This window comes from Simiduia sp. 21SJ11W-1 (assembly GCF_024138675.1).
In the GTDB taxonomy this organism is placed as follows: Bacteria; Pseudomonadota; Gammaproteobacteria; order Pseudomonadales; family Cellvibrionaceae; genus Simiduia.
The window spans coordinates 2,883,444-2,905,192 of the sequence record NZ_CP090959.1 but is presented as its reverse complement, the minus strand read 5'-3'; the positions used below and the strand labels follow the sequence as shown (position 1 = coordinate 2,905,192).

General features: G+C 55.6%; 20 protein-coding genes. 7 read left to right on the top strand and 13 right to left on the bottom strand.

The window, feature by feature from the left end; translation table 11 throughout:
* The first annotated feature begins 3 nt into the window (after positions 1-3).
* From truB to L1F30_RS12690, 4 genes are all read left to right on the top strand, one after another.
* On the top strand, positions 4-951 hold the full coding sequence (truB, locus tag L1F30_RS12705) for a tRNA pseudouridine(55) synthase TruB (protein ID WP_253356609.1): 948 nt from the start codon (positions 4-6) through the stop codon (positions 949-951).
* 139 nt (positions 952-1,090) lie between these two features.
* Positions 1,091-1,360 carry a 30S ribosomal protein S15 gene (rpsO, locus tag L1F30_RS12700; protein ID WP_253356608.1) on the top strand — a complete coding sequence of 90 codons (270 nt, stop codon included), beginning with the start codon at positions 1,091-1,093 and terminating at the stop codon, positions 1,358-1,360.
* Between the two features lie 272 nt (positions 1,361-1,632).
* A complete protein-coding gene (pnp, locus tag L1F30_RS12695) occupies positions 1,633-3,759 on the top strand; it encodes a polyribonucleotide nucleotidyltransferase (protein ID WP_253356607.1) in 2,127 nt (708 codons plus the stop codon).
* Between the two features lie 97 nt (positions 3,760-3,856).
* The gene (locus L1F30_RS12690) at positions 3,857-4,393 is read left to right on the top strand and encodes a DTW domain-containing protein (RefSeq protein ID WP_253356606.1); all 537 of its coding nucleotides are present in this window, start codon (positions 3,857-3,859) and stop codon (positions 4,391-4,393) included.
* Here L1F30_RS12690 and L1F30_RS12685 read toward each other — a convergent pair.
* Positions 4,390-5,799, bottom strand: a complete 1,410-nt coding sequence (locus L1F30_RS12685; RefSeq protein ID WP_253356605.1) for an MATE family efflux transporter — start codon at positions 5,797-5,799, stop codon at positions 4,390-4,392. The two genes, L1F30_RS12690 and L1F30_RS12685, sit on opposite strands and share 4 nt — an antisense overlap.
* A gap of 126 nt (positions 5,800-5,925) precedes the next feature.
* On the opposite strand from L1F30_RS12685, the gene L1F30_RS12680 reads away from it, so the two are divergent.
* Positions 5,926-6,459 (top strand): chalcone isomerase family protein, encoded by a 534-nt coding sequence (locus L1F30_RS12680; protein ID WP_253356604.1) that lies wholly within the window; start codon positions 5,926-5,928, stop codon positions 6,457-6,459.
* Positions 6,456-7,070: a DUF3833 domain-containing protein gene (locus L1F30_RS12675; protein ID WP_253356603.1), complete on the top strand. Its 615-nt coding sequence runs from the start codon at positions 6,456-6,458 to the stop codon at positions 7,068-7,070. Before L1F30_RS12680 ends, L1F30_RS12675 begins: the two co-directional genes overlap by 4 nt.
* Here the strand turns inward: L1F30_RS12675 and L1F30_RS12670 are convergent.
* The 11 genes from L1F30_RS12670 to L1F30_RS12620 form a co-directional block, all read right to left on the bottom strand.
* Entirely contained in the window at positions 7,024-7,686 is a 663-nt protein-coding gene (locus L1F30_RS12670) for a lysoplasmalogenase (RefSeq protein ID WP_253356602.1), read from the bottom strand. The genes L1F30_RS12675 and L1F30_RS12670 overlap by 47 nt on opposite strands.
* Positions 7,687-8,629: 943 nt before the next feature.
* Entirely contained in the window at positions 8,630-9,532 is a 903-nt protein-coding gene (locus tag L1F30_RS12665) for a diguanylate cyclase (RefSeq protein ID WP_253356601.1), read from the bottom strand.
* A 55-nt stretch (positions 9,533-9,587) separates the two neighbouring features.
* Positions 9,588-9,776 (bottom strand): hypothetical protein, encoded by a 189-nt coding sequence (locus L1F30_RS12660; protein WP_253356600.1) that lies wholly within the window; start codon positions 9,774-9,776, stop codon positions 9,588-9,590.
* Between the two features lie 74 nt (positions 9,777-9,850).
* Complete coding sequence (locus L1F30_RS12655; protein ID WP_253356599.1) at positions 9,851-11,098, bottom strand: ribonucleotide-diphosphate reductase subunit beta; 1,248 nt, start codon at positions 11,096-11,098, stop codon at positions 9,851-9,853.
* Positions 11,099-11,753: 655 nt separating this feature from the next.
* Positions 11,754-12,389: a maleylacetoacetate isomerase gene (maiA, locus tag L1F30_RS12650; RefSeq protein ID WP_253356598.1), complete on the bottom strand. Its 636-nt coding sequence runs from the start codon at positions 12,387-12,389 to the stop codon at positions 11,754-11,756.
* A 14-nt stretch (positions 12,390-12,403) separates the two neighbouring features.
* A complete protein-coding gene (locus L1F30_RS12645; RefSeq protein ID WP_253356597.1) occupies positions 12,404-13,414 on the bottom strand; it encodes a fumarylacetoacetate hydrolase family protein in 1,011 nt (336 codons plus the stop codon).
* A 42-nt stretch (positions 13,415-13,456) separates the two neighbouring features.
* Positions 13,457-14,752, bottom strand: a complete 1,296-nt coding sequence (gene hmgA, locus L1F30_RS12640) for a homogentisate 1,2-dioxygenase (RefSeq protein WP_253356596.1) — start codon at positions 14,750-14,752, stop codon at positions 13,457-13,459.
* 152 nt (positions 14,753-14,904) lie between these two features.
* Positions 14,905-15,834, bottom strand: a complete 930-nt coding sequence (locus L1F30_RS12635; protein WP_253356594.1) for a DMT family transporter — start codon at positions 15,832-15,834, stop codon at positions 14,905-14,907.
* A gap of 413 nt (positions 15,835-16,247) precedes the next feature.
* Positions 16,248-17,801, bottom strand: coding sequence for a parallel beta-helix domain-containing protein (locus L1F30_RS12630; RefSeq protein WP_371922634.1), 1,554 nt, complete (start codon positions 17,799-17,801; stop codon positions 16,248-16,250).
* A 16-nt stretch (positions 17,802-17,817) separates the two neighbouring features.
* Complete coding sequence (locus L1F30_RS12625; protein ID WP_371922633.1) at positions 17,818-19,017, bottom strand: cytochrome-c peroxidase; 1,200 nt, start codon at positions 19,015-19,017, stop codon at positions 17,818-17,820.
* Positions 19,014-19,613 (bottom strand): c-type cytochrome, encoded by a 600-nt coding sequence (locus L1F30_RS12620; protein WP_253356591.1) that lies wholly within the window; start codon positions 19,611-19,613, stop codon positions 19,014-19,016. Before L1F30_RS12620 ends, L1F30_RS12625 begins: the two co-directional genes overlap by 4 nt.
* Before the next feature lie 259 nt (positions 19,614-19,872).
* Between L1F30_RS12620 and L1F30_RS12615 the strand changes: the two genes are divergently transcribed.
* Positions 19,873-20,721, top strand: coding sequence for an ABC transporter substrate-binding protein (locus L1F30_RS12615; RefSeq protein ID WP_253356589.1), 849 nt, complete (start codon positions 19,873-19,875; stop codon positions 20,719-20,721).
* Positions 20,722-21,067: 346 nt separating this feature from the next.
* Here the strand turns inward: L1F30_RS12615 and L1F30_RS12610 are convergent, their stop codons facing one another.
* Positions 21,068-21,589: a TetR/AcrR family transcriptional regulator gene (locus L1F30_RS12610; protein WP_253356587.1), complete on the bottom strand. Its 522-nt coding sequence runs from the start codon at positions 21,587-21,589 to the stop codon at positions 21,068-21,070.
* Positions 21,590-21,749: the final 160 nt, after the last annotated feature.

The following is a 21,749-nucleotide window of genomic DNA, read 5'->3' as shown; positions in this document are numbered from 1 at the left end:
TTTATGGCAAGAAAACCTAAAGGTCGCCCGATCAGTGGCGTGCTGGTGCTCAATAAGCCCGGCGGCATGAGTTCAAACGCCGCCCTGCAAAAGGCCAAGCGGTTGTATTACGCCGCCAAAGCAGGCCACACGGGCAGCCTGGACCCGCTGGCAACGGGCGTGTTGCCCTTGTGTTTTGGTGATTCAACCAAGTTTTCCCAGTTTTTACTCGATGCCGATAAAGGCTATGCCAGTACGTTCCGTATTGGTGAGCGCACCGATACCAGCGATTCTGATGGCGAGGTAATCGAAGCCAAAAGCGCGGCACATATTACCGAGGCTTTGGTGGCTGAGCAGCTAAAGGCCTTCAAAGGCGAGATCAGCCAGGTGCCGTCGATGTTTTCGGCATTGAAGAAAGATGGCCAACCGCTCTACAAGCTTGCCCGCCAAGGCATAGAGGTAGAGCGCAAAGCCCGCCAGGTAACGGTGTATAGCATCGCGTTGCTGGCCTTTCGCCCCGGTGAAGTGGCCGAGGCAGATATCGCCGTGCACTGCTCCAAAGGCACCTATATCCGCAGCATTGCAGAAGACCTGGGCGCAGCCCTTGGCGTGGGTGCCCATGTGGCACGCCTGCATCGCACCCAGGCTGGCCCCTTTACGGATGCACAGGCCGTATCCTTGGAAACTCTGGCTGACATGCGCGGTGAAGGGGAGCCTGAGGTATTGGATTCACTGTTATTACCTGTGGATGCACCCGTGGCGCAGCTGCCGTCGCTGGCGCTTCCCGAGGCCACCGCCTACTATTTTCGCCAGGGTAATCCGGTGATGGATGCGCGGGCCTTTGCCTTGGGTGATGAAGGTGATATGGTGCGTGTCTTTGATCAAACTGGTGTTTTTTTAGGCATCGGCACCCTTGCCGATGATGGCCGGGTCGCTCCCAAGCGGCTGGTGGCCTCAAATTCTGGTAGCTAACGGCTACCGAATAGCCCCGGTGGGGCGCAGACCTGTCTGTAAATATGCACGGACAGGCCTTTTATAACCGGTTGCTATAACCACCCTGTGGTTAAGTAACTTGCATATTTAAACGTAGTCATACGTAAAGGTGAATGATATGGCACTTAGTGCACAAGAAAAAGCGGACATCGTAAAAGACTTTCAGCAAGCTGAAGGCGATACTGGTTCTCCAGAGGTTCAGGTAGCTTTGTTGACTTACAACATCAACAAGTTGCAGGGTCACTTCTCCGAGAACAAGAAAGATCACCACTCACGTCGTGGTCTGATCCGCATGGTAAACCAGCGTCGTAAGTTGCTGGATTACCTGAAGGGTAAAAACGCTGAGCGTTACACTGCCCTGATTCAGAAACTCGGCCTGCGTCGCTAAGTTTCGGTGCCCGCGCAAGCGGGCGCTTTTTTATGTGCAGCCAAAATTGTGTGCGGCTGCACGCTTTGGAATTTAAGAATGCGATGGGTGTGATATGCACCTCAACGCTGTGAGTAAGGCTGTCGGCATACCGAAATCAAATTGTGTCGTGGTGGCTCACACCAATGCTTGTGCAAGGCTTTGTGCGAGCAAGCTTGTTAAATACACGTTCGTTATAAGTAGTTAGTCGAATTTTAGAATTAATTGAAAGCAAAGAGAAAAGGACGATATAAGTGAATCCTGTAATTAAATCGTTTCAATACGGAAACCAAACTGTCACCCTCGAAACTGGCCGCGTAGCGCGCCAGGCCAATGGCGCTGTAATTGCCAGCATTGGTGACACCTCTGTTTTATGTACCGTAGTGGGCGCAAAAGAAGCAAAAGATGGTCAAGACTTCTTCCCCCTGTCTGTACACTACATCGAAAAGGCTTACGCTGCGGGCAAGATTCCCGGTGGCTTCTTCAAGCGTGAAGGCCGTCCGAGCGAAAAAGAAACCCTGACTTCGCGCTTGATCGATCGCCCGATCCGCCCGCTGTTCCCCAATGGTTTCAAAAATGAAGTGCAGGTGGTGTGTACTGTACTGTCTGCAAACAACGATGTTGATCCCGATATTTGCGCAATGATCGGCACCTCGGCTGCGCTTTCGATTTCTGGTATTCCCTTTGCCGGCCCCATTGGTGCCGCGCGCGTGGGTTACACCCAGGCATCGGGTTATGTGCTGAACCCAACCTACACCGAGCTTAAAGATTCCGAGCTGGACATGGTGGTTGCCGGTACCCAAGACGCCGTGCTGATGGTTGAATCCGAAGCCAATGAGCTGCCTGAAGACATCATGCTGGGCGCCGTGCTTTACGCACACCAGGAGCTGCAAGCGGTTATTCAAGCGGTTAATGATTTGGCCCGCGATACCGCCAAGCCCGTATGGGATTGGAAAGCGCCTGCTGAAAACACAGAGCTTAAAGCCGCACTGGTGAAAGGCTTTGAAGACTCCATTGGTGTTGCTTACCGCATTACCGATAAGGCCAAGCGCTACGACCGCTTGAGTGAGTTGCGTACCCAGGCCATTGAAGAGCTGGTAGACGAAGAGTCTGGCGTAACCAAAGAGCACGTGCGCGAAGCGTTTGGCAAGCTTGAGAAAAATATTGTGCGTACCCGCGTGGTGGCTGGTGAGCCGCGTATTGATGGCCGCGACAACAAAACCGTGCGCGCCATTGATGTGGAAGTGGGCGTGCTGCCAAAGGCTCACGGTTCTGCTCTGTTCACCCGTGGTGAAACCCAAGCATTGGTTGTGGCTACCTTGGGCAGTGCCCGCGATGCCCAAATTATTGATGCCCTGGAAGGCGAGCGCAAAGACCCCTTCATGCTGCACTACAACTTCCCGCCCTACTCAGTGGGTGAGTGCGGTCGTATGGGTGCTACCGGTCGTCGTGAAATCGGCCATGGCCGCCTGGCGCGCCGCGGTGTTGCCGCCATGCTGCCAGACATGAATGATTTCCCTTACAGCCTGCGCGTGGTAAGTGAAATCACCGAATCTAACGGTTCTTCTTCAATGGCTTCTGTGTGTGGCACCAGCATGGCGCTGATGGATGCAGGTGTACCCTTGAAGGCTCCTGTGGCCGGTATTGCCATGGGCCTGGTTAAAGAAGACAACGGTTTCGCCGTACTGACCGATATTCTGGGCGATGAAGATCACCTGGGCGACATGGACTTCAAAGTAGCCGGTACCGCCAACGGTGTGACTGCGCTGCAGATGGACATCAAGATCGAAGGCATTACCGAAGAGATTATGGAAATTGCGTTAGAGCAGGCTCTGCACGCGCGTTTGCACATCTTGGCGGAAATGAACAAAGTGATCGCCACACCACGTGGTGAGATCTCTGATAACGCGCCACGTTTTGAAGTGATCAAGATCGATCCCGACAAGATTCGCGACATCATCGGTAAAGGCGGCGCCGTTATCCGCTCTATGACCGAAGAAACCGGCGCATCTATCGATATCGAAGACGACGGTACTGTGCGTATCTTCGGTGCCAACGGCGATGTGATTCGCAGCGTATTGGATCGTATCAGTGCGATTACTGCCGAAGCAGAAGTGGGCGCCATTTACGAAGGCACTGTAGTGCGTATTGTAGACTTCGGTGCGTTTGTAAACTTCTTGCCAGGCAAAGACGGTTTGGTGCACATTTCGCAAATTGCTGAAGAGCGCGTGAATGACGTAAACGACTACCTGAAAGAAGGTCAGGTTGTGCGCGTTAAGTGCTTGGACGTAGATCAGCGTGGCCGCATTAAGTTGTCTATCAAAGAAGCCGCTGCTGAAGCTGCAGCTGCCAACGAAGACCCGGCACCCGCTGCCGAGTAATTGTTGTGTAGTTAAAAGGCCCCGGCTTGCCGGGGCTTTTTTATGGGCGTTTGTTTTATGTCTTTAACGGCTGTAATCGGCAACAGAGGGTGATCAGTTGCTTGAATTTATTTTGCTGTGCCATGAGCGTGAGCTGGCTAAGAAATCCAACACCGGCCAGTTGCTTATGCACTTTCCTGCAATTCGCGCCAGGCAAATTATTTGGGCGCGCAAAGCACCGGATGCCGCGCTATTAACGGCCATCGCCAGACAGGAGTGCTGGTTGGTATACCCGCTGCTTGGCATGCAGGGTGAGGCGTTTGATTGTGTGCCTGAATCCCTGCAGCGCGAACCCCTTGAAAATCAGCTGCGCGCGCGCTTGGGTGGCCCTGTAAAAGTGATTTTGATGGATGCCACCTGGCAGCAAGCACAGAAAATGGTGAACCACAGCCCTTATTTGGCCGATGTACCGCGCCTGGCTCTGGTGCGTGAGGGGCCTTCGCTGTTTCGGCTGCGGCGCAATCAACGCCCGGGTGGCCTGTGCACGGTTGAGTGCGCCATTGAATTATTGTTTTTGGCTGGCCAGCCACAGGAGGCGCGCGCACTGCACGCGCGCTTTATGGAATTTATGGCCCAACCACGCAACCTGCCCTAAATACCATCGCCGGTTTGGTTCAATTGTTGTTGGGCTCGTTCGAGCGCGGTGGCGTTTTTATGGCGCCAGTGGCCCTGGCCCCAGCGGCGGTAGTAAATCAGCGAGCGGCAACACTCATCCATGGCTGCTGCCACCAACACGCCCAAAAGCCCCCAGCCTAAGTGAATGGCCAGCAACCAGGCCAGTGGTACGGCCACCAGCCAACTGAACAGAACCCCGGCAATCGAGATAAACCAGCCGTCGCCGGTGCCCCTGAGTGTGTTGCCCACAATGATGTTGGTTACCCGCCCGGGCTCTGCCAGCAGCGATAAGCCAAAGTAGAAGTAGGCCATGGCGAGGATGGCGGCGTCGTTGGTGTAGAGCGCCATGATCTGGGGCGCACATAGCGTCAGTAGTACACCCAGGCCAAGTGCGCCCCAATAGGCCGCCTTCAGGCTTTGGTGCAATTGTTTGTGCGCCTTTTTGAAGTGGCCGGCGCCCACATGTTGCCCCACCAGAACTTCGGTAGCGGTACTGATGGCAATGGTAAAAATCAGCAGCACCATAAAGGTATTAAAGGTGTAGGCGCGCGCCGCCAATTCCGTGGTACCGCCCACGGCCACGATGGCACTCAGCACAATCATTTGGCCATCAAAGGAGAGTGGCTCGGCAATGCTGGGTAGCGCAATGCGCCCCAGCTGGCGGGAGTGACCCCGAAAATCAGCGCGCACCCTGGCCCATGCAATGTGCAGTTTAAGTTTCAATCTAATGGCCAGTATTGCGATCACAACCCCTAGCAGCGATGAAAAAACGCTCACCCAGGCTACGCCTTCGAGCCCGAGTTTTGGCAGGCCAAACAAGCCGAAAACCACACAGCTGTTGCCAATCACATTGCTGATGAAATACACGGCATTGGCCAGCAGGTTCCATTGGGGCAGGCCGTAGACGGTGAGGATGCTGTGGGTGAGTGAATGAATACCCCACACGCCTATCATCCAGGCAGTAATGCGCAGGTAGGTATCGGCATCGGCTTTTATTGCACTTTCAAGGCCCATCCAGCCGGAAACCAAAGGGCCGCCGTAAAACACCATGGCGGTAGCCAGCAGGCTAAACAGCAAAAGCCACAGCCCGTACACGCCTATGGTGGCATTGGCCTTTTGGTAATCGCCTGCTCCCATGCGCTGGGAGGTCAGCGCGGAGCCCGCAAAGGCCACCACCCACAGGCAGGTGAAAGAAAAGTACAAAATAGGGGTGATGGCACCCACGGCGGCTGCTGCACTGTCGGATATGCGGCTCAGAAAAAACAAATCCGTCATGGGAATGCTGAGCACCAGCGCTTGTTCTAGCAACATGGGCCGGGTCATGCCCCAGAGGCCCTTTTGCTGAACCTGGCTTTCGCTGTGGGCGTGTTCTTGAGTGTGGCTCATGGCACCGAGTCCTGCTGCCGGAAAAAAGGTGGCCACTCTACCGGAAAACGGGCTGGGCCTGTAAGTCTCATCCAATTTTAGGATTTGGCCGTATGCCAGTACATAGGGTTTATGGGTGACACTTTTATGAAACGGTTTTTCCTGCTGTTGGTGATGCTGATCTGCGCTCTGCCAAGTGTAGCCTGCGAACGCCCGGTTGAAGCGCCTGCCACTGAGCAGTTGCAAAAAATCGGGGCAGCCGAGTTGCGCTATTGGGGAATTAAAATTTATCGCGCGCACACCTTCGGCTGCGAAGGGCGCGCAATTGTTGATCACAAGGCCTTGCCGAAACCCTTTGCCCTGGTGATTCACTATCACCGGGACATTGACCGCCAAGACCTGATTGAAACCACCCGCGACGAGTGGCAACGCTTGGGCCTTGTCGGTGAACACACGCAAGCGTGGCTTGCCGAGCTTCGGGCTATTTGGCAAAGCGTAGAAGCAGGTGACGAGCTGACTTTGTGGGTCGATACCGATGACCGGGCGAAGTTTTACATGAACGGCCAGCTGTTAGGCGCCGTAGAACACGCGCAGTTTGCGTCTACCTTCGCAGCCATTTGGTTGCACCCCAATGCCCGCAACACATCGGTTCGCAATCAACTGGCGGGGCTTGCGGAATGATTTGCTTTAAAAAATGGCTTATAGCTGCAGCGATGTTATTGGCGCTGGCGGGGTGCAGCGGCATAGAGAGTTACGCACCGGCCACGCCCGCTGAGCAGCAGCGGGTAGATCTTTTGCATTTTTTTAACGGCCAATCCCGCGCCTGGGGCATGGTGCGGGATTACACGGGCAAGGTGGTTCGACGTTTCACCGTAGATCTTGTTGGGTGCGTGCGCGATGGTCAGCTGGTGCTCGACGAGCACTTTCTTTATGACGACGGTGAAACGCAGTTCCGGCAATGGGTTATTGATGAAAGTAGCGCAGGTCATTACACCGGGCGTGCGGCAGACATCAGTGGCACAGCTACCGGGCGCAGTGAAGGGTTTGCCCTGCAGTGGCAGTATGCAATGGATTTGCCCGTGGGCGATTCCCAATACCATGTGCGCTTTGACGACTGGATGTACCAGCTGGATAACGACCACTTGTTTAATCAGGCGGCAATCAAAAAGTGGGGAATTACCGTGGCCCGGGTAACGCTGTTTTTTCAGCGCGCGGCCGATCAATCAGTGGCTGACTGCCAAGACCTTAGCGCTGCACCTGACGCTGGTGGCGTAGCACCCCATAGCAAATAAGTGCCTGTGCGCCGTAGTAGGTGCTCATGATGGCAATGTCGCTGCCGTTGAAAGGGTACACAAACTTGTTGATTGCTATGCAGGCATCTGAAAGTACAAACAATAAGGCCCCGCAAAATAACGCGGCCCCCGCCTTGGGGACAGTGGCTGCGGTTGCCGCCATGGCAGCAATGGCCAACAGGTAAACCGTGACGGGCATTGCCAAGGCGCCGGTGCGCGGCAAAATGATAGTGGCCAAGGCCAGGCTTATTACCAACACAAAAAATAAACGTCCCTTATGCTGTGCGCTAATCGGTTGCGCGCGACGCACAAAAAAGCCTGCGGCATAAATCGACTGTGCAATTAAAAAGGCACCCAGGCCCAATACAAAACTGTGTTCAATAGGTAGTGCGAGTAACACATCGCCCAGGGCGGAAAATACCAGGGCGCCCACTAGAAAGTTGGCCCGCTGCGGCGCCTTCAGAGCCAGCGTCAGCAAGCACAGTATGGGGGCCACCTTTAGCACCGCTGCAAGGTACACAGGCAAAGACAACCATAAACTCACCAAATAGACGCAGGCCAAAAGCACAAAGGCCTGAATTAAAAATGTGTTGGTAGAGGGAATGCGAAATGCCATGGGCGCTACTCGTTGTTATTTTCAGGCAGTATACGAGATTGTGGCTGACTGAGAAGTCGCAGGTGACGGATAGAAAAAAAGCCGGCAATGCCGGCTTTTGAATGTGTTTCCCTAAGTTGTGGTCTTGAACCGTCCGTGATCCTTTTTCCTTGACCTTGTTTATTTGGCCCTGTCGTCCTGAGGGCGCTTCCCTTGGCCTTCGCTGGCCTCGATACTTCCTTGTGGTACGTCCTTGTTGATGGGTATTTTGCAAAATTGCCCCGTGTGCGCCTAGTGGCGGGAAGCGCCAGAGTGTGTCAGCCAAAACCTACATCCGTAAGCCGCAGCTTTTTTTAACGCGCAAATGAAAGAGGGCCAGCAAAGCTGGCCCTCTTAAAGCGTTTTCCCTAAGTGCTGGTCTTCGTCCCTATTCCTTGACCTATCTATGACCTCCATCCGGGAGGTACTTCCCTTTGCCTTCAGTGGCCGCGTTACATCCTGTGTACTTCCTTGTTGATGGGTATTATGCAAAACCACCTGCTGTGCGCCCAGTGGCTTGGAACGGCAGCAGGCGTAGGTTTCTGGCCAGCGGCTTGTCAGCTTTGGCTGACACGGCTGTGGCTTCACGGGATTAGTAAAGCCCGGAAATGAAAAAGACCAGCAGTGCTGGCCTTTGAATATCTTTCCCTAAGTGTCGGTCTTATCGATTAATCCTTAATCGCTGTCCTTGCATCATCTTGCAGAATCCTTCTGCCTATCCTTGATGCCGTATCCCTGACCGTATTTGTTATGGCCCTGTTTTCCAAAGGGCGCCTCCCTTGACCATCAATGGCCTGAATCACTTCCGTGTCGACTTCCTTGTATGTTGTGTATTCTGCCCAAGGCAGGGTGTAGGCGATAGTGGCGTATGGCTGAAGCTTTTGTAAGCCATGGCTTACAAGGGTGAGGCTGGCGGCTGCTTGGCTCAGCCTGCCACCACGCAATTTCGATTATTAGACTTAGCCTGATATAGCAGCTGATCGGCGCGGTTTATCAACTGATCGAAGCTGATATCCCCTTCACCCAGTTCGGTAACACCCAGGCTCAGGGTAAAGTTGATGGCCTGCCCGTCAAGCTCGACGGTGGTCTTCTCAATGGCTTGCCGGATGCGTTCGGCCAGTTGGGCGGCGCCATCACGGTTGGTTTCAGCGCAGCATAAGGCAAACTCTTCACCCCCCAGGCGCGCCAGTATGTCTGATTCCCGCAGGCAGCTTCGGCAGGTGTCGGCAATGGCCTTCAGTGCCTCATCGCCCATGGCGTGGCCGTAGGTGTCGTTAATGGCTTTGAATTTATCGGCATCGAGCATCACTACCGACAAAGGCCGTCCGTGGCGGGTGGCCTTGGCGAACTCCAGCTGGCTCATCTCAAAGAAGTGGCGTCGATTAAAGCAACCGGTCAGGGAATCTGTTGAGGCGAGAATGGCCAGCCGCTCGTTGGCGGCGCCCAGTTCTTCCTGGCTTTGCTTGAGCCTCACCGCCGAGCGCACGCGGGCTTCCAGCACCGGGTAGATGAAGGGTTTGGAAATGAAGTCGTGCGCGCCTATGTCGAGGGCGTCGATGATACTGTCGTCACTGTCGTCGGCAGACACCATAATAACCGGCACATTCTCAACCTCCGGCAAGGTTTTCAGCACCTTGAGGGTTTCAATGCCGCTCATGCCAGGCATCATCATGTCGAGCAAGATTACATCTGGCTTGAAGGCCGGTGCTTGATCTATGCATGCCTGGCCGCTGTTGGCGGAAGCGACCTCGTGGCCGTCGTCCTCCAGGTTATACCAGAGCAACTTGATGTTATCTTCTACGTCATCAACGATGAATATTCTGGCCATCAACTACTTTCCCTTGGGTTTAAAGCAGTATAGACAGAATCCCGTGATTTTGAGGCTAATGCATGGGGGAGAGCCGGTCGGCTTCTTCCGCCGTTGGTGGGCGTGTGTCTGCCATGTCTTCTACCTGGTAGCGCAGCCGGTTGATCACCTGGCCCATTACTTCCAGCGTTTGGCTTAATTGATCGAGGCTAATCAGCATGGCCTCTTGCATCGGGTCTAGGTTATTGCGTCGGTCATGTTCCATCGTTCTCTCCGTTGACAACTCTTGGTTAATGACAAATGCCGGCAGCGGGCGCTGCCGGCAAAGACGCCTGAGGGTTACTCCCAGCTCAGTGCGCCACCGGTTTGGTATTCAATAACGCGCGTTTCGAAGAAGTTCTTCTCTTTGCGCAAGTCCATGATTTCACTCATCCACGGGAAGGGGTTCTGCGCGCCCGGGAACTGCTCGGGTAGGCCCAACTGCGCCAGGCGACGGTTGGCAATGAAGTGCAGGTACTCTTCCATGGTGGCGGCATTCATGCCCAGTACGCCGCGCGGCATAGAATCGCGTGCGTAGGCAATTTCAAGCTCGGTGCCTTCCAGAATCATCTGTACCACTTCGGCTTTGAATTCGGCCGTCCACAGGTGCGGGTTTTCCAGTTTGATCTGGTTGATGACATCAATACCAAAGTTCAGGTGCATGGATTCATCGCGCAAAATGTATTGGAACTGCTCGGCCACACCGGTCATTTTGTTGCGACGGCCCATAGAAAGAATTTGGCTGAAACCGCAGTAGAAGAAGATACCCTCGGTGACCACATAGAAGGCAATCAGGTTGCGTAGCAGCTCTTGGTCTGTCTCGGGGGTGCCGGTGGTGAAGGTCGGGTCAGACAGCGATTTGGTGTGGTTCAGGCTCCACACCGCCTTGTTGGCCACAGAGGGCAGCTCGCGGTACATGTTAAATACTGCGCCTTCATCCATGCCCAGCGACTCGATGCAGTACTGGTAGGCGTGGGTGTGGATAGCCTCCTCGAAGGATTGGCGCAAGATGTACTGGCGGCATTCGGGGTTGGTGATCAGGCGGTAAATGGCCAGCACCAGGTTGTTGGCCACCAGGGAGTCAGCCGTTGAGAAATAGCCCAGCGAGCGCATCACAATGCGGCGCTCGTCTTCGGTCAGGCCATCGGCCGATTTCCACAGCGCAACGTCGGCGGTCATGTTGATTTCCTGGGGCATCCAGTGGTTGGCACAGCCATCCAGGTACTTCTGCCAGGCCCACTCGTATTTGAAGGGCACCAGTTGGTTGAGATCTGCACGGCAGTTGATCATGCGCTTGTCGTCTACCTGAACGCGCTCGGCACCCAGTTCCAGGTCGGCGATGCCGGCGGCGGTGTCGAGGTTAGCGACAGCGGCGCGGGCCTTGGCGATGGCATCGCTCGCGGGTTTATCGGTTGCGGCCGTTTGGGCCGCTACCGGCGCTGCCTGGGTCGCCTGCACCTTGGGTGCGGGCTGTGGGGCAGCGGCCGGTTGCGGTTCGGTGGGCTTGGTTGTGGTGGCTTCGTTCTCGTAGTCGTCCCAACTCAGCATGGTCAATGGTCCTTAAACTGCTTTTAATTGTGAATAATTCGGCCGGGTAACCCCGGAAATGGCAAAACTGGAATCTGTGTGTGACGCCCCGCCTTGGCGCCTGCCTTTGGTGGCGGGGCTTGGCCTCATGTTGCGCTTGTGGTTTGCACAGCTGAGGGCTCTTATCGTGTTTGTACCCAAGCTCAAACAGCAGCGTTTTACTGTTTGTCTGTCTGGTTGATTGTGATGGCTGTGAGCACTGGTGCGAAATTGCGCTGAATGCCTGGGTGCGGCTGTAAACCGCGGGCGCTATTCCTTGCCCTCCCATTGCAGCTGAATCCGCCTTGCCTGCATCTTCAATCCGGCCGGTCTGCTGCACCGGCCCCTGCACCCCAAATGATGGCAATTATTCTAACGCCTAGCACAAGATATGCAAATTCTAATTGGCAATAACACTATATATGGTGGCAGCTGTGGATAACTTGTGGGTGGAATGTGTATGGACGCCGCAATGGCAGGCACTGTGGGCGGTACAGCCGTGGCGCGCGGGCTATTAGCGGCCTTTGTCCGTTAGCTGGGTTAGGAATAACTTACGTGTCAGGGCAGAGAGCGGGTGAAGGGTAGGCAACCGTCAACACCAGGCCGGTTCACAGGCCTGATGTTTGAAGGGGGCACCTCAGCTTTGTGGCGCGTCTGGCTGCTGCTCGGGTTGTGCCGCTTGAAAGGCCGGTTGCGTGTTGCAGTGCTCGTAAATACGCAAAATGGTGGGGAAGGCGCCAAGATCCACATTAAAGCGCTTGGCGTTGTACACCTGCGGGATCAGGCACACATCGGCAAGGCTTGGGCGTATGCCAAAGCAATAATCGCCGGCGTGCTCGGCCAGCTGGGTTTCCAGAGCGGTAAAGCCCGTTTGAATCCAGTGGGCGTACCAGGCGTTTTTCTGGTTCTCGTTGAGGGCCAGGTCGTCCGTGAGGTATTTCAGCACGCGCAAGTTGTTAAGCGGGTGAACATCGCAGGCAAGCGAGAGTGCAAAGGCGCGAATTTGCGCCTGTTGCCAGGCGTCGCCGGGCAGCAGGGCAGGTGTAGGGTGCAGGCTTTCAAGGTATTCGATGATTGCCAGCGATTGCGTGAGCAGCCCTTGCTCGGTACCCAGCGCGGGCACCAACCCCTGGGGGTTGAGCTCGCGGTAGGCTCCTTGCTGCTCGCCCTTGATGAGCGACACAGGTACCTGCTCGGCGCTCAGGCCTTTGAGGTTCAGCGCAATGCGTACCCGATAGGCCGCCGATGACCGGAAATAGCCGTAGAGTTTCATCACAGGCTCCTTGCCTAGGCGTTTTTCACCAGGGTTTGTTCAATGGTGCCAAAGATGGAGTGGCCGTCTTTATCGCGCATTTCAATTTTCACGCGATCGCCAAACTTCATGAACCCGGTGCTGGGCTTGCCGTCGCGGATGGTTTCGATCATGCGGATTTCCGCAATGCACGAATAGCCAACGCCGCCTTCTGCAATGGAGGTGCCGTGGCCGGTGCCCTGTTTGTTCGACACAGTGCCCGAACCGATGATGGCGCCTGCGCCCATGTTGCGCGACTTGGTCACGTGGGCAATCAGCTGGCCAAAGTGAAAGGTCATATCGGTGCCGGCATCGGGTTTGCCAAAGGCCTCGCCATTGAGGTAAGACAACAGCGGGCGTGACACTTTGCTGCCGTCCCAGGCATCGCCCAATTCATCGGGCGTGACTGCAACCGGTGAAAAAGCCGAGGCGGGTTTGGATTGGAAAAAGCCGAACCCCTTGGCCAGCTCGCCCGGAATCAAGCCACGCAGGGAGACATCGTTAACGAGCATAAGCAGTTTGATGTGCTCTTTGGCGGTTTCGGCATCGGTGCTCATGGGTACGTCGTCGGTGATGATGGCAATCTCGCCTTCAAAATCAACACCCCACTCGTCTGATGGCAGCGGAATGTCGTCGCGCGGGCCAATAAAATCATCGGAACCGCCCTGGTAGATCAACGGGTCTGTCCAGAAGGTTTCGGGCATTTCGGCGTTGCGCGCCTTGCGCACCAGCTCGACGTGATTCACGTAGGCGCTGCCATCGGCCCATTGGTAGGCGCGCGGCAGTGGCGAGGCGCAGGCGGCTTCGTCAAAGGCGAAACTGCCGGTGGCTTTGCCGGCGTTCAGGTCTTCGTACAGGGCTTGAAGCTTGGGTGCCTTGGCGGCCCAGTCGTCCAGTGCTGCCTGCAGGGTGGGGGCAATGTGTGCCGCTTTTACCGCTTTGGTGAGGTCGCGGCTAACAACGATCAGGGCGCCGTCGCGGCCCTGCTTCAATGATGCAAGTTTCATGGTGTCATTCCCTTTTGGGCCGGTGTACACCGGCGTGAAAATTTATGGGCGAAAATGTTTTTTAAGTGAATTCCAGCAGGCCACGTAATCTTGCTGGCGGGCGCTGGTGGTCATGGCGAAACGCGTGGGCGTGAAGGCATAGCGCGATTCAAACATGAACGCCAGGGTGTTTTCGTAGCGCTGTGGTGCAAGTGTTGCGTTACTCGCTTTTTCAAACACCTCAGCCTCCGGCCCGTGTGGGCTCATGCAGTTGTGCAGGCTTGCGCCGCCCGGTTCAAAGCCTTTTTCTTTGGCATCGTACACACCTTTAATCAGCCCCATGAATTCACTCATGATGTTGCGGTGGTACCAGGGCGGGCGAAAGGTGTTGTCGGCCACCATCCAGCGCGGAGGGAAAATTACAAAGTCGCAATTGGCCACGCCTGCGGTATCTGAGGGCGAGGTGAGCACGGTAAAAATAGACGGGTCCGGGTGGTCAAAGCTCACGGTGTTGATCACGTTAAAGCGCGCCAGATCGTATTTGTAAGGCGCGGAGTTGCCCGTCCAGGCCACCACATCCAGGGGCGAGTGGCCAATGGCTGCGCGGAAAAAATTGCCGCCGTATTTGCAGATGAGTTCGAAGGCGCCTTCGCGATCTTCATAGGCCGCCACCGGGTATTGGAAATCGCGATCGTTGGCGTAGCCGTTCGCGCCCACCGGCCCACGCTCTGGCAATTCAAAGCAGGCGCCGTAGTTTTCACACAGGTAGCCCCGGGCCTCGGGCCCGTGCAATACCACGCGAAATTTCATGCCACGCGGAATGACCGCAATGTCGCCGGCGTCGATATCCAAAATGCCGCACTCTGTGTGCAGGCGCAGGGCGCCGGTTTGCGGCACAACTAATAGCTCGCCGTCGGCATTGTAAAAAAAGCGCTCGCTCATGGATTGATTGGCCAGGTAGCAGTGCACGCCCAGGCCCGTTTGGGTGGCGGCATCACCATTGGCGGCCAGGGTAACCAGGCCATCTACAAAATCGGTGGGGTCGCTGGGCATGGGCAGGGGCGACCAACGCAGCATGTTGGGCACCGGCGCCTGCTCGGTAATGGGCCCTGTGCGCACCAGTTGGCTGGCCTGCTGGAAGCTTTGGTAGTCGCCCTGTACGGCCGAGGGGCGAATGCGGTACAGCCAGGTGCGGCGGTTGTGCGCGCGCGGTGCGGTAAAGGCGGTGCTGGAAAACTGTTCGGCATAGAGCCCGTAGGCCACTTTTTGTGGGTTGAATTGGCCCACGGGCAGCGCGCCCGGCAGGGCCTCGGTTTCGTGCTCGTTGTTAAAGCCGGTCAAGTAAGACACAGATTCCATAGGCTATTGGCTCGCTTGCTGTTAGGTGCGCCTAACTTAGTTACAAATGTAACCAATGTCAAACCGCACAGGGCAGACACCCCGGATTCGCAATGGCCGCCGTCGAAAACCTGCCCGCGCGCAATGGGCTGCTGTATAACCTGTGCCATCACTTAGCTTCTTGCTGCGATTAATGCCGCAGGTGGGTGCTGTAGCAACCACAGGCCAGCCAGAATCATCCCCATGCCGGCGGCATGCCAGGGCGTAAAGGTCTCGTTCAGCAGCAGCACCGCAAGTGCCGTGGTGATAACCGGCCCGCCATTGCCCAGCAGGCTAACTTGCTCTGGCCCCAGTTGGCGTACTGCTTCACTGCCGAGCAGTGCGGGAATGAACGTACAAAATACCGCCAGGCCCGCCGTTAACCCGTATACCTCAGGCGAATAGCCCGTAAGGTGGGCAAGGCTTAATTGCCCAGGTGCCAGCAACCCTTGGTGCACGCCCATCACAAGCGTAGACGAGAGCATGGCCACGGCGGTAAATGGAATGGCGCCCATGCGCTGGATGGGTGCGCGCGATAACACCATATACAAAGCGAACAAGAGCGCACTGGCAAGCACCAGCAAGGTGCCGGTAATCACGCCTTCACCCTGCTGACTGAGGTCGTTGCTGAACATGAGCGCAAGGCCTGCGTAGGTCATCACAATGCACAGGTAAATGGCCCTTGAGGGGCGGCGCTTGTAGATCACCCAGCTCAACAGTACGGTGAAAATCGGGTAGGTAAATAGCAGCATACGCTCGAGCTGGGCGTTGATGTACATCAGGCCCGTCATATCCAAAAGCCCGGAAATATAAGAACCCAGTACCCCAAGGCCCGCGGCAATGCCCACATCGCGCAAGGTACTGCGATGGTTGCGCACTACCCACAGCCCGGCAAGGGCAAACAGCGGCGCAGCCATTAACAGGCGCAACATCATAAGTTGGCTGGCATCTATGCCGTGGGCAAAGGCCCACTTGATGAAAATCGGCTTGGCTGAAAATAACGTGATAGCGGCAATGGCCATCGCGTGGGCATAGGGTGCAGGCCTTGCGGCAGGTGTGTTCATTGCGTTCCTTCCTTGAGTGGTGGCAACGCAGCGAGTGAGATTATCGGGTAGACAATTGCACCGGCTGCGTTTGCAGCCGGTGAAAAAAATGCTTACGCACGCACACCCGCTGCCGCAACCAAACGCCATAGGGCGAGGGAGACTGGGCGAGTAATGTGCTGTGCAAAAGTATTCATGGGTATTCCTGAGTCGAGCACTAACAATAACCAAGCAATAGGGCGCGGGCAAGGGGTGCAATAAAATGGGTAAAAAGTGGCGTATTAACCGCTGGTGGCCGGTGGGTTTTTGGCTAAGCGGCGCAAAAAAACGGCGGCCCGATGAGGGGCCGCCTTCTTTGTGGTTCTATCGTGCGATTAAAAGCGCGCGAGCAAGCTATGCCTTGGGCGTGCTCACGCGTTGAAGTCAATCAAATGCTACTGGTTTTGATTCAGCGCCGGGTCGTTAAAGCGGCCCTGGTTATCTACTCCCAGCATGTATTTGGCAACCGCCAAACGCATTTCCGGTGCCAGGTAATCTTGCGCTGGCATCTCGGGGTAGTCTTCACGCTTTTTCACGGGGTTGGCAATGTATTCAGCCAGACCTTCGGGGTTTTCCATGTACAGCGCCTGAATAATCTGCACCGGTGGGCCAATCATGCGCACATTGTAGGCATGGCAGCCAGAGCAAATGCCGTAGTAGGCCATTTTGCCTTTGTCTTCCTCGCTGAACGGGTGCGGTTCGGCGGGTTCAGCCAGCAGGTAGGCAACCGTGCCGCTGGTGTCGGAAAAATTACAGGTGCCGTAATCACCCAGGCCCAGGCCCACGTACTTGCCACGATCCAAAATGCAGCTGTCTTTGCTGTCGCCCACGTTGATGATATCCACATCATCGTTAATGAGGTTGGCAAGCTTGTAGGCGGCAATTTCTTTAATGGGCTCGTAGCCGTTGTTAAACATCACGTTGTCTAGAATGGCAACTTGATCTGATGTGGGGTCTGACTCCGGGTCGATAGTAATATTGGAAAAGCTGTGGTGATCTGTCACTACGATGCCAATATTTTTGTTGTTGGAAATAATATTGCCTTCAATGGTAACTTGATCTGCCGCCATAACCACAATACCAGAGCCAGACGGCACGCCTGCCACAATGGAGCCTGGGGCGCCAAAGTTCACGTGGTTATTATCGTTAATAAAGTTATTGCGGATAATGATGTCGTAGGCGGTTTTAATAGGCAGGCCCGGCGTAATAAACGCCAGAATGCCGCCGGTGTTGTTGTACACCTTGTTGTTTTCAACAATGGCGTGGCGGGTGTTTTCAATTTCAATGCCGGCAACATTTGCAAACACTTCGTTGTTGTTCACGTGAATGTTATCGCACATGCCCACGTAGATGGCGGCATCTTCAATGCCACTTAAAATATTGCGCTCAATAAGCCCGTTTTTACCCAGCTGCGGGAAAATACCGTACACGCCGGTATCAATCACATGGTTGTTGCGGATTAAAAAGTTGTTGCCCGCCTGCCCCATTACCGCATTGCCTTTGTAGTGGGTGATGCGCAGGTTTTCTACGGTGATGTTGTTGCCCGAGTAGAGCACGGCATCGTTGAGCTTGTGCTCACCTTCAAGTACCGGCCATTTGCCACCTTGAATTACACCGGTAAGCCAGATGTCGTCTTTATCGATATACACGGTTTCCTTGTACTCGCCCGGAAACACACGAATGATGTCGCCGGGTGCTGCGCGTTTTACCGCAGCCTGAATAGATTCGCCGTTGTACACATCGATGGTTTTGCCTGAACCGCTTGCGCCCACAGTGGCGTCTAAGCGGGTGCCGGCGCCCAAGCCTGCGTTTGCGTTGTTGTTATAGCGGCTGGCGTCGCCAACCAGTGTTGCGCTGTTGTCTGAGCCCAGTTGTTGGCCCAGCCAGGCACCGCCAGCCAACAGGCCCAGTGCGGCAACGGTAGTTATAATTTTATTGCTCAATGCCATTCTCCCTTTTCTCGTTTTAATTGTTGCGTGCCACAGGCGACGAAAGCGCCGGTGGAAGTGCGCCCACAGGCTTCAGGCCAGAGGGCAGTTTGTTGGGTATTGCGGGGGTAAATTGTTCATCGGTCAGGGTGTTCATGAAGTCCACTAGCCGGTCCAACTCGGCATCTGTGAGCTTGGGCTCCCAGATGTGCCAGTGCAGTACGGTGTTGCTTTTTTCTTTATCGTTCAGCGCGTGGCCACGCCCAAGGGTGTAAAAGCGCGCGGCATCTTTGAGCGAATCGAACATGCCGTTGTGCATATAGGGCGCAGTGCGCGCGATGTTGCGCAAGCTCGGCACTTTAAAACCGCCACGCCAGCTGGGGTTGTTAAAGACTGCGCCTGCACCTTCATCGGGCAGGTTGCCCTCGCCATCGGCAATGCCGATAACGGCAATTTGCTGGTTGGTAAACAGTGGCGGGGTATGGCACTCGGCACAGCGCGCCACAAAAGAGCGAAAAATATTGAGCCCTTCAATTTCGGGTTCGCTCAGGGCTTGGTGGTGGCCGTGGGCGTAGCGGTCATAGGGGCTGTTTAACGACACCAGCGACGTTTCGAATGCGGCAATGGCGGTGTAAATTTGATCCAGTGTGATGTATTGATCGGCGTTTGGAAAAGCCTGTTCAAACATGGCCCGGTAGGCGTCATTGGCATTCAGCTTTTGTAACAATTGTGCGGGATTAGTGCCCATTTCTTCGGGGGCATACAGTGGGCCCTGCATTTGGGCTTCAAGGCTGGATGCCCGGGCATCCCAGAAAAAGCGCGTTAGAAATGCCATATTCCAGAGGCTGGGTGCGCCACGGTGGCCCTTGGCACCGCCCACACCCAAGGCTGTTGCGCGGCCATCGGCGAAGCCCAAATCCGGGTGGTGGCAGCTCGCGCATGACAGGCTGTTGTCGGCCGACAGCAAGGGGTCGAAAAATAAAAAGCGGCCGAGGTCTATTTGCTGGGGGCTGAAACCGTCGCGTCGGCTCGGCAGGGCGGTTTTCAGCCCACCCACACCGCGGCCGTAGAGCGAGTTGTACTGGTCGTACAGGCTGTGCAGTCGGCAGCTGTTGTCGGTGGTGCGCTCAAAACTCGGCGGGCACTGCTCACTTAGCTGAAACTCGCTCGCCAAAGCGCCAGTAGCAAGGCCGCTGAGCGCAAGCAGCGCGGCTAGTCGGGTGGTCAATCGCATCATTGGGCGAGCCCGTTGAGGTAGGCCAATACATCGTGCAGTTCGGCGCTGCTCATATGGGTGGCCATCATCTTCATTTGGCGCCCGGGCCTGTCTTGCGGGTGGCTGCCACGCACGCCTGTTTTGAATTGTTCGAACTGGCGCGCCAAGTAGGCATCGCCCACGCCCGCCAGTGCCGGTGCCTTCAGGGCTTCGTTGCCTTGGCCATTGGGGCCGTGGCAAGCACCGCACTTCATGTTGTAGAGCTTGTAGCCGGCCTCGGCGTTCCCCTCAACGGTGGCCGCAGGCCAGGTGCGAGGGAGTGTGCTCAAGTAATTGCTTACCGCCTCAATGGCAGCTTGGTCTGGCAGGGTGTTGGCCATGGCGCGCATTTGTTGGCCCAGGGTGTCGCTCGCATCACTGCCGCGAATGCCGGCTTTGAAGTGCGACAGCTGGCGCGCCAGGTAGCTGGCGGATTGGCCCGCCAAGGCGGGCGCCTTCAGGGCCGGGTTACCTTGGCCTTGGTCGCCATGGCAGCTAATGCAGGTTTGATATTGCGGTGTGGCGTGTAGCGCGGTGCAGGCAATGCTGAGCAAACAAACGGCAATGAGTGAGCGCATGGTGGGGGAGTTCCTCAACGTCAGATATTGGGCTGCGTATAAGCATAGTTATTCTTATGTGGTACTTTCGTACCAATGTTGTTGTGAGAATTATACATGAGTACAACTACTAAGTAAGCCCGGCGGCTGGGCTTTGTGTGGGCCAATACAATAATGGCTCGCAAATCCACGAATTTGGCGCTTTAGTTGGAGTTGGTATAGGGCATGGGCGTAGAGTGGTGGCTGAGATCGAGCTGATAACGCGGTGATGGAGGTGGCAATGCGCTGGAGTTGTACACGCCGGCAATGCAGGCGCTGGGTGCCCTGGGTGTGGCTTTTGGCTCTAGGCTGGGCACTGGCCGGCGCCCAAGTGGTGGCAGCCAACAGTGCGGCAAGGACGCTGGTGTTGGTGAGCGATCAGTTCTGCCCCTATGTGTGTGCGCCTGATAACCCCATCGGCCAAGGCTATATGGTGGATTTTGCCAAGGCCGCGCTGGCGCCAGCGGGTTTTGAGGTGGCGTTTGTGGAGCAACTCTGGCCCCGTGCAGTACGCTTGATGCAGGCCGGAAAGGTGGATGGTGTGCTAGCCATTACCGCGCAGCGCGCACGGGGTTGGTTGCTCTCTCCGCCCCTGGGCTCAGACAGCACCAGTATCATGAGCGTAAAGCCGCTTTTTAACGGGCCCGTGCAAGGCAACAACTTGTACCTGCTGAACGGCCTGCGCATCGCACAATCAAATACCGAGCTTGAGTTTGCCAGCAACCCGCTGGAGTTTTACCTGAAGCAACGCTTGGCTCAAGGCGACAACCGAATTGTTCATGTGTCTTCAGCGAATCCCGTTGGGCAAATGGTGAAGATGCTTATTGGCGGGCGAGTGGATGCAGTGATCGACAACCCCGAGGTATTGGCTTACACCGCGCAAATGATGAACCGGCCTGATCTGGTGATCGCCGGCCGCTTTGGTGCCCGGCCGTTACATATTGCGTTGGCCAATAGTAGCCTCGGCGAAGAAGTGGTTGCAGCGTTGAGCGCTGCACTCACCCAATGGCGAGCCGACGGGCGCTGGCAGGCATTGCTTGCAAGCTACGGCTTAAGGGAGTTGCCAGACGATTCCCGCGCAAGTTTGTGAAGTGTTAAGCAGCCTGCATCGCGGCAATAAAAAAACCGGCAATGCAGCACTGTTGCCCTACAAATCTAGCGGCATGGAATTTGGCGCGGCGTTCGTGACCGTCACCTGCATGGGTTTAAGCGCCCGCAAAGCATTGCTTTGCGGGCGCTTAAACGTTTACACACTGTGCTTGTAGGCAGGCCCCGAAGGGTATTTGCGTTGCGTCACAAACTGCGCCCTGGATTTCATGTCCAGACATAGCTTAGAGATTCTGCGATCTAGTTAGCTTCTACGCCTGTCTTCTATGGACGCTCAAACTATGTGGCAGCAGTGGGCAATGCCGGGCTCTGGGAGCTGCGCCGTGCAATCAGCGTTTCACTGCCAGCGCCAGCAGCTGGCTGATCATTCTGCGCAGTGACTTGTGTGCTGTTTCCATGGCCATGATGTCGTCGCCCAGCAGCAGTTGATACTCCATAAACAAAATAACCCCGTGCACAATGTGGGCATCGGCATCGGGTTCTTTTGAGCCCAGCAATTTAAAGAAATTCATAATGCTGGTAGTGATGTTCGCTTGTGGAATACACGCGGTGCGCGCCAGTGCCGGGTTGCGCAGTGCTTCGGTTTTAAACGAGTGCTCAATAACGCGCCGGTCGCGATCTGCTATCTGGTTTTTGATGTGGTTGACCATGGCATTGGTAAGCCCGGTGACCAGTACGTCAAAAATTTGCGGGTCGGCAAGGTTTGCGCCTTTGAGCTTATCGAGCGCGGCGAAACTGGTTTCGGCCAGTGCTTCGGTTTGCTTCAAGCTGTCTTGGGCGAATAGGTTAAAGGCATCGGAAACCAGTTCCTGAATGTCTTTAAAGTAATAGGTGGTGGCCGCCAATGGCACGTTGGCCTCTTTGGCAATGGCTCTGTGTCGAACACCGCGAATCCCATCGCGGACAACAATTCGAAGTGTGGCTTCGAGAATAGCCCTACGTCTTTCGCGGCTATCGGCTCTTTGAGCCTTTCTTCCCTGAAACTCAATTGCATCAGCTTTAGTCGGACTA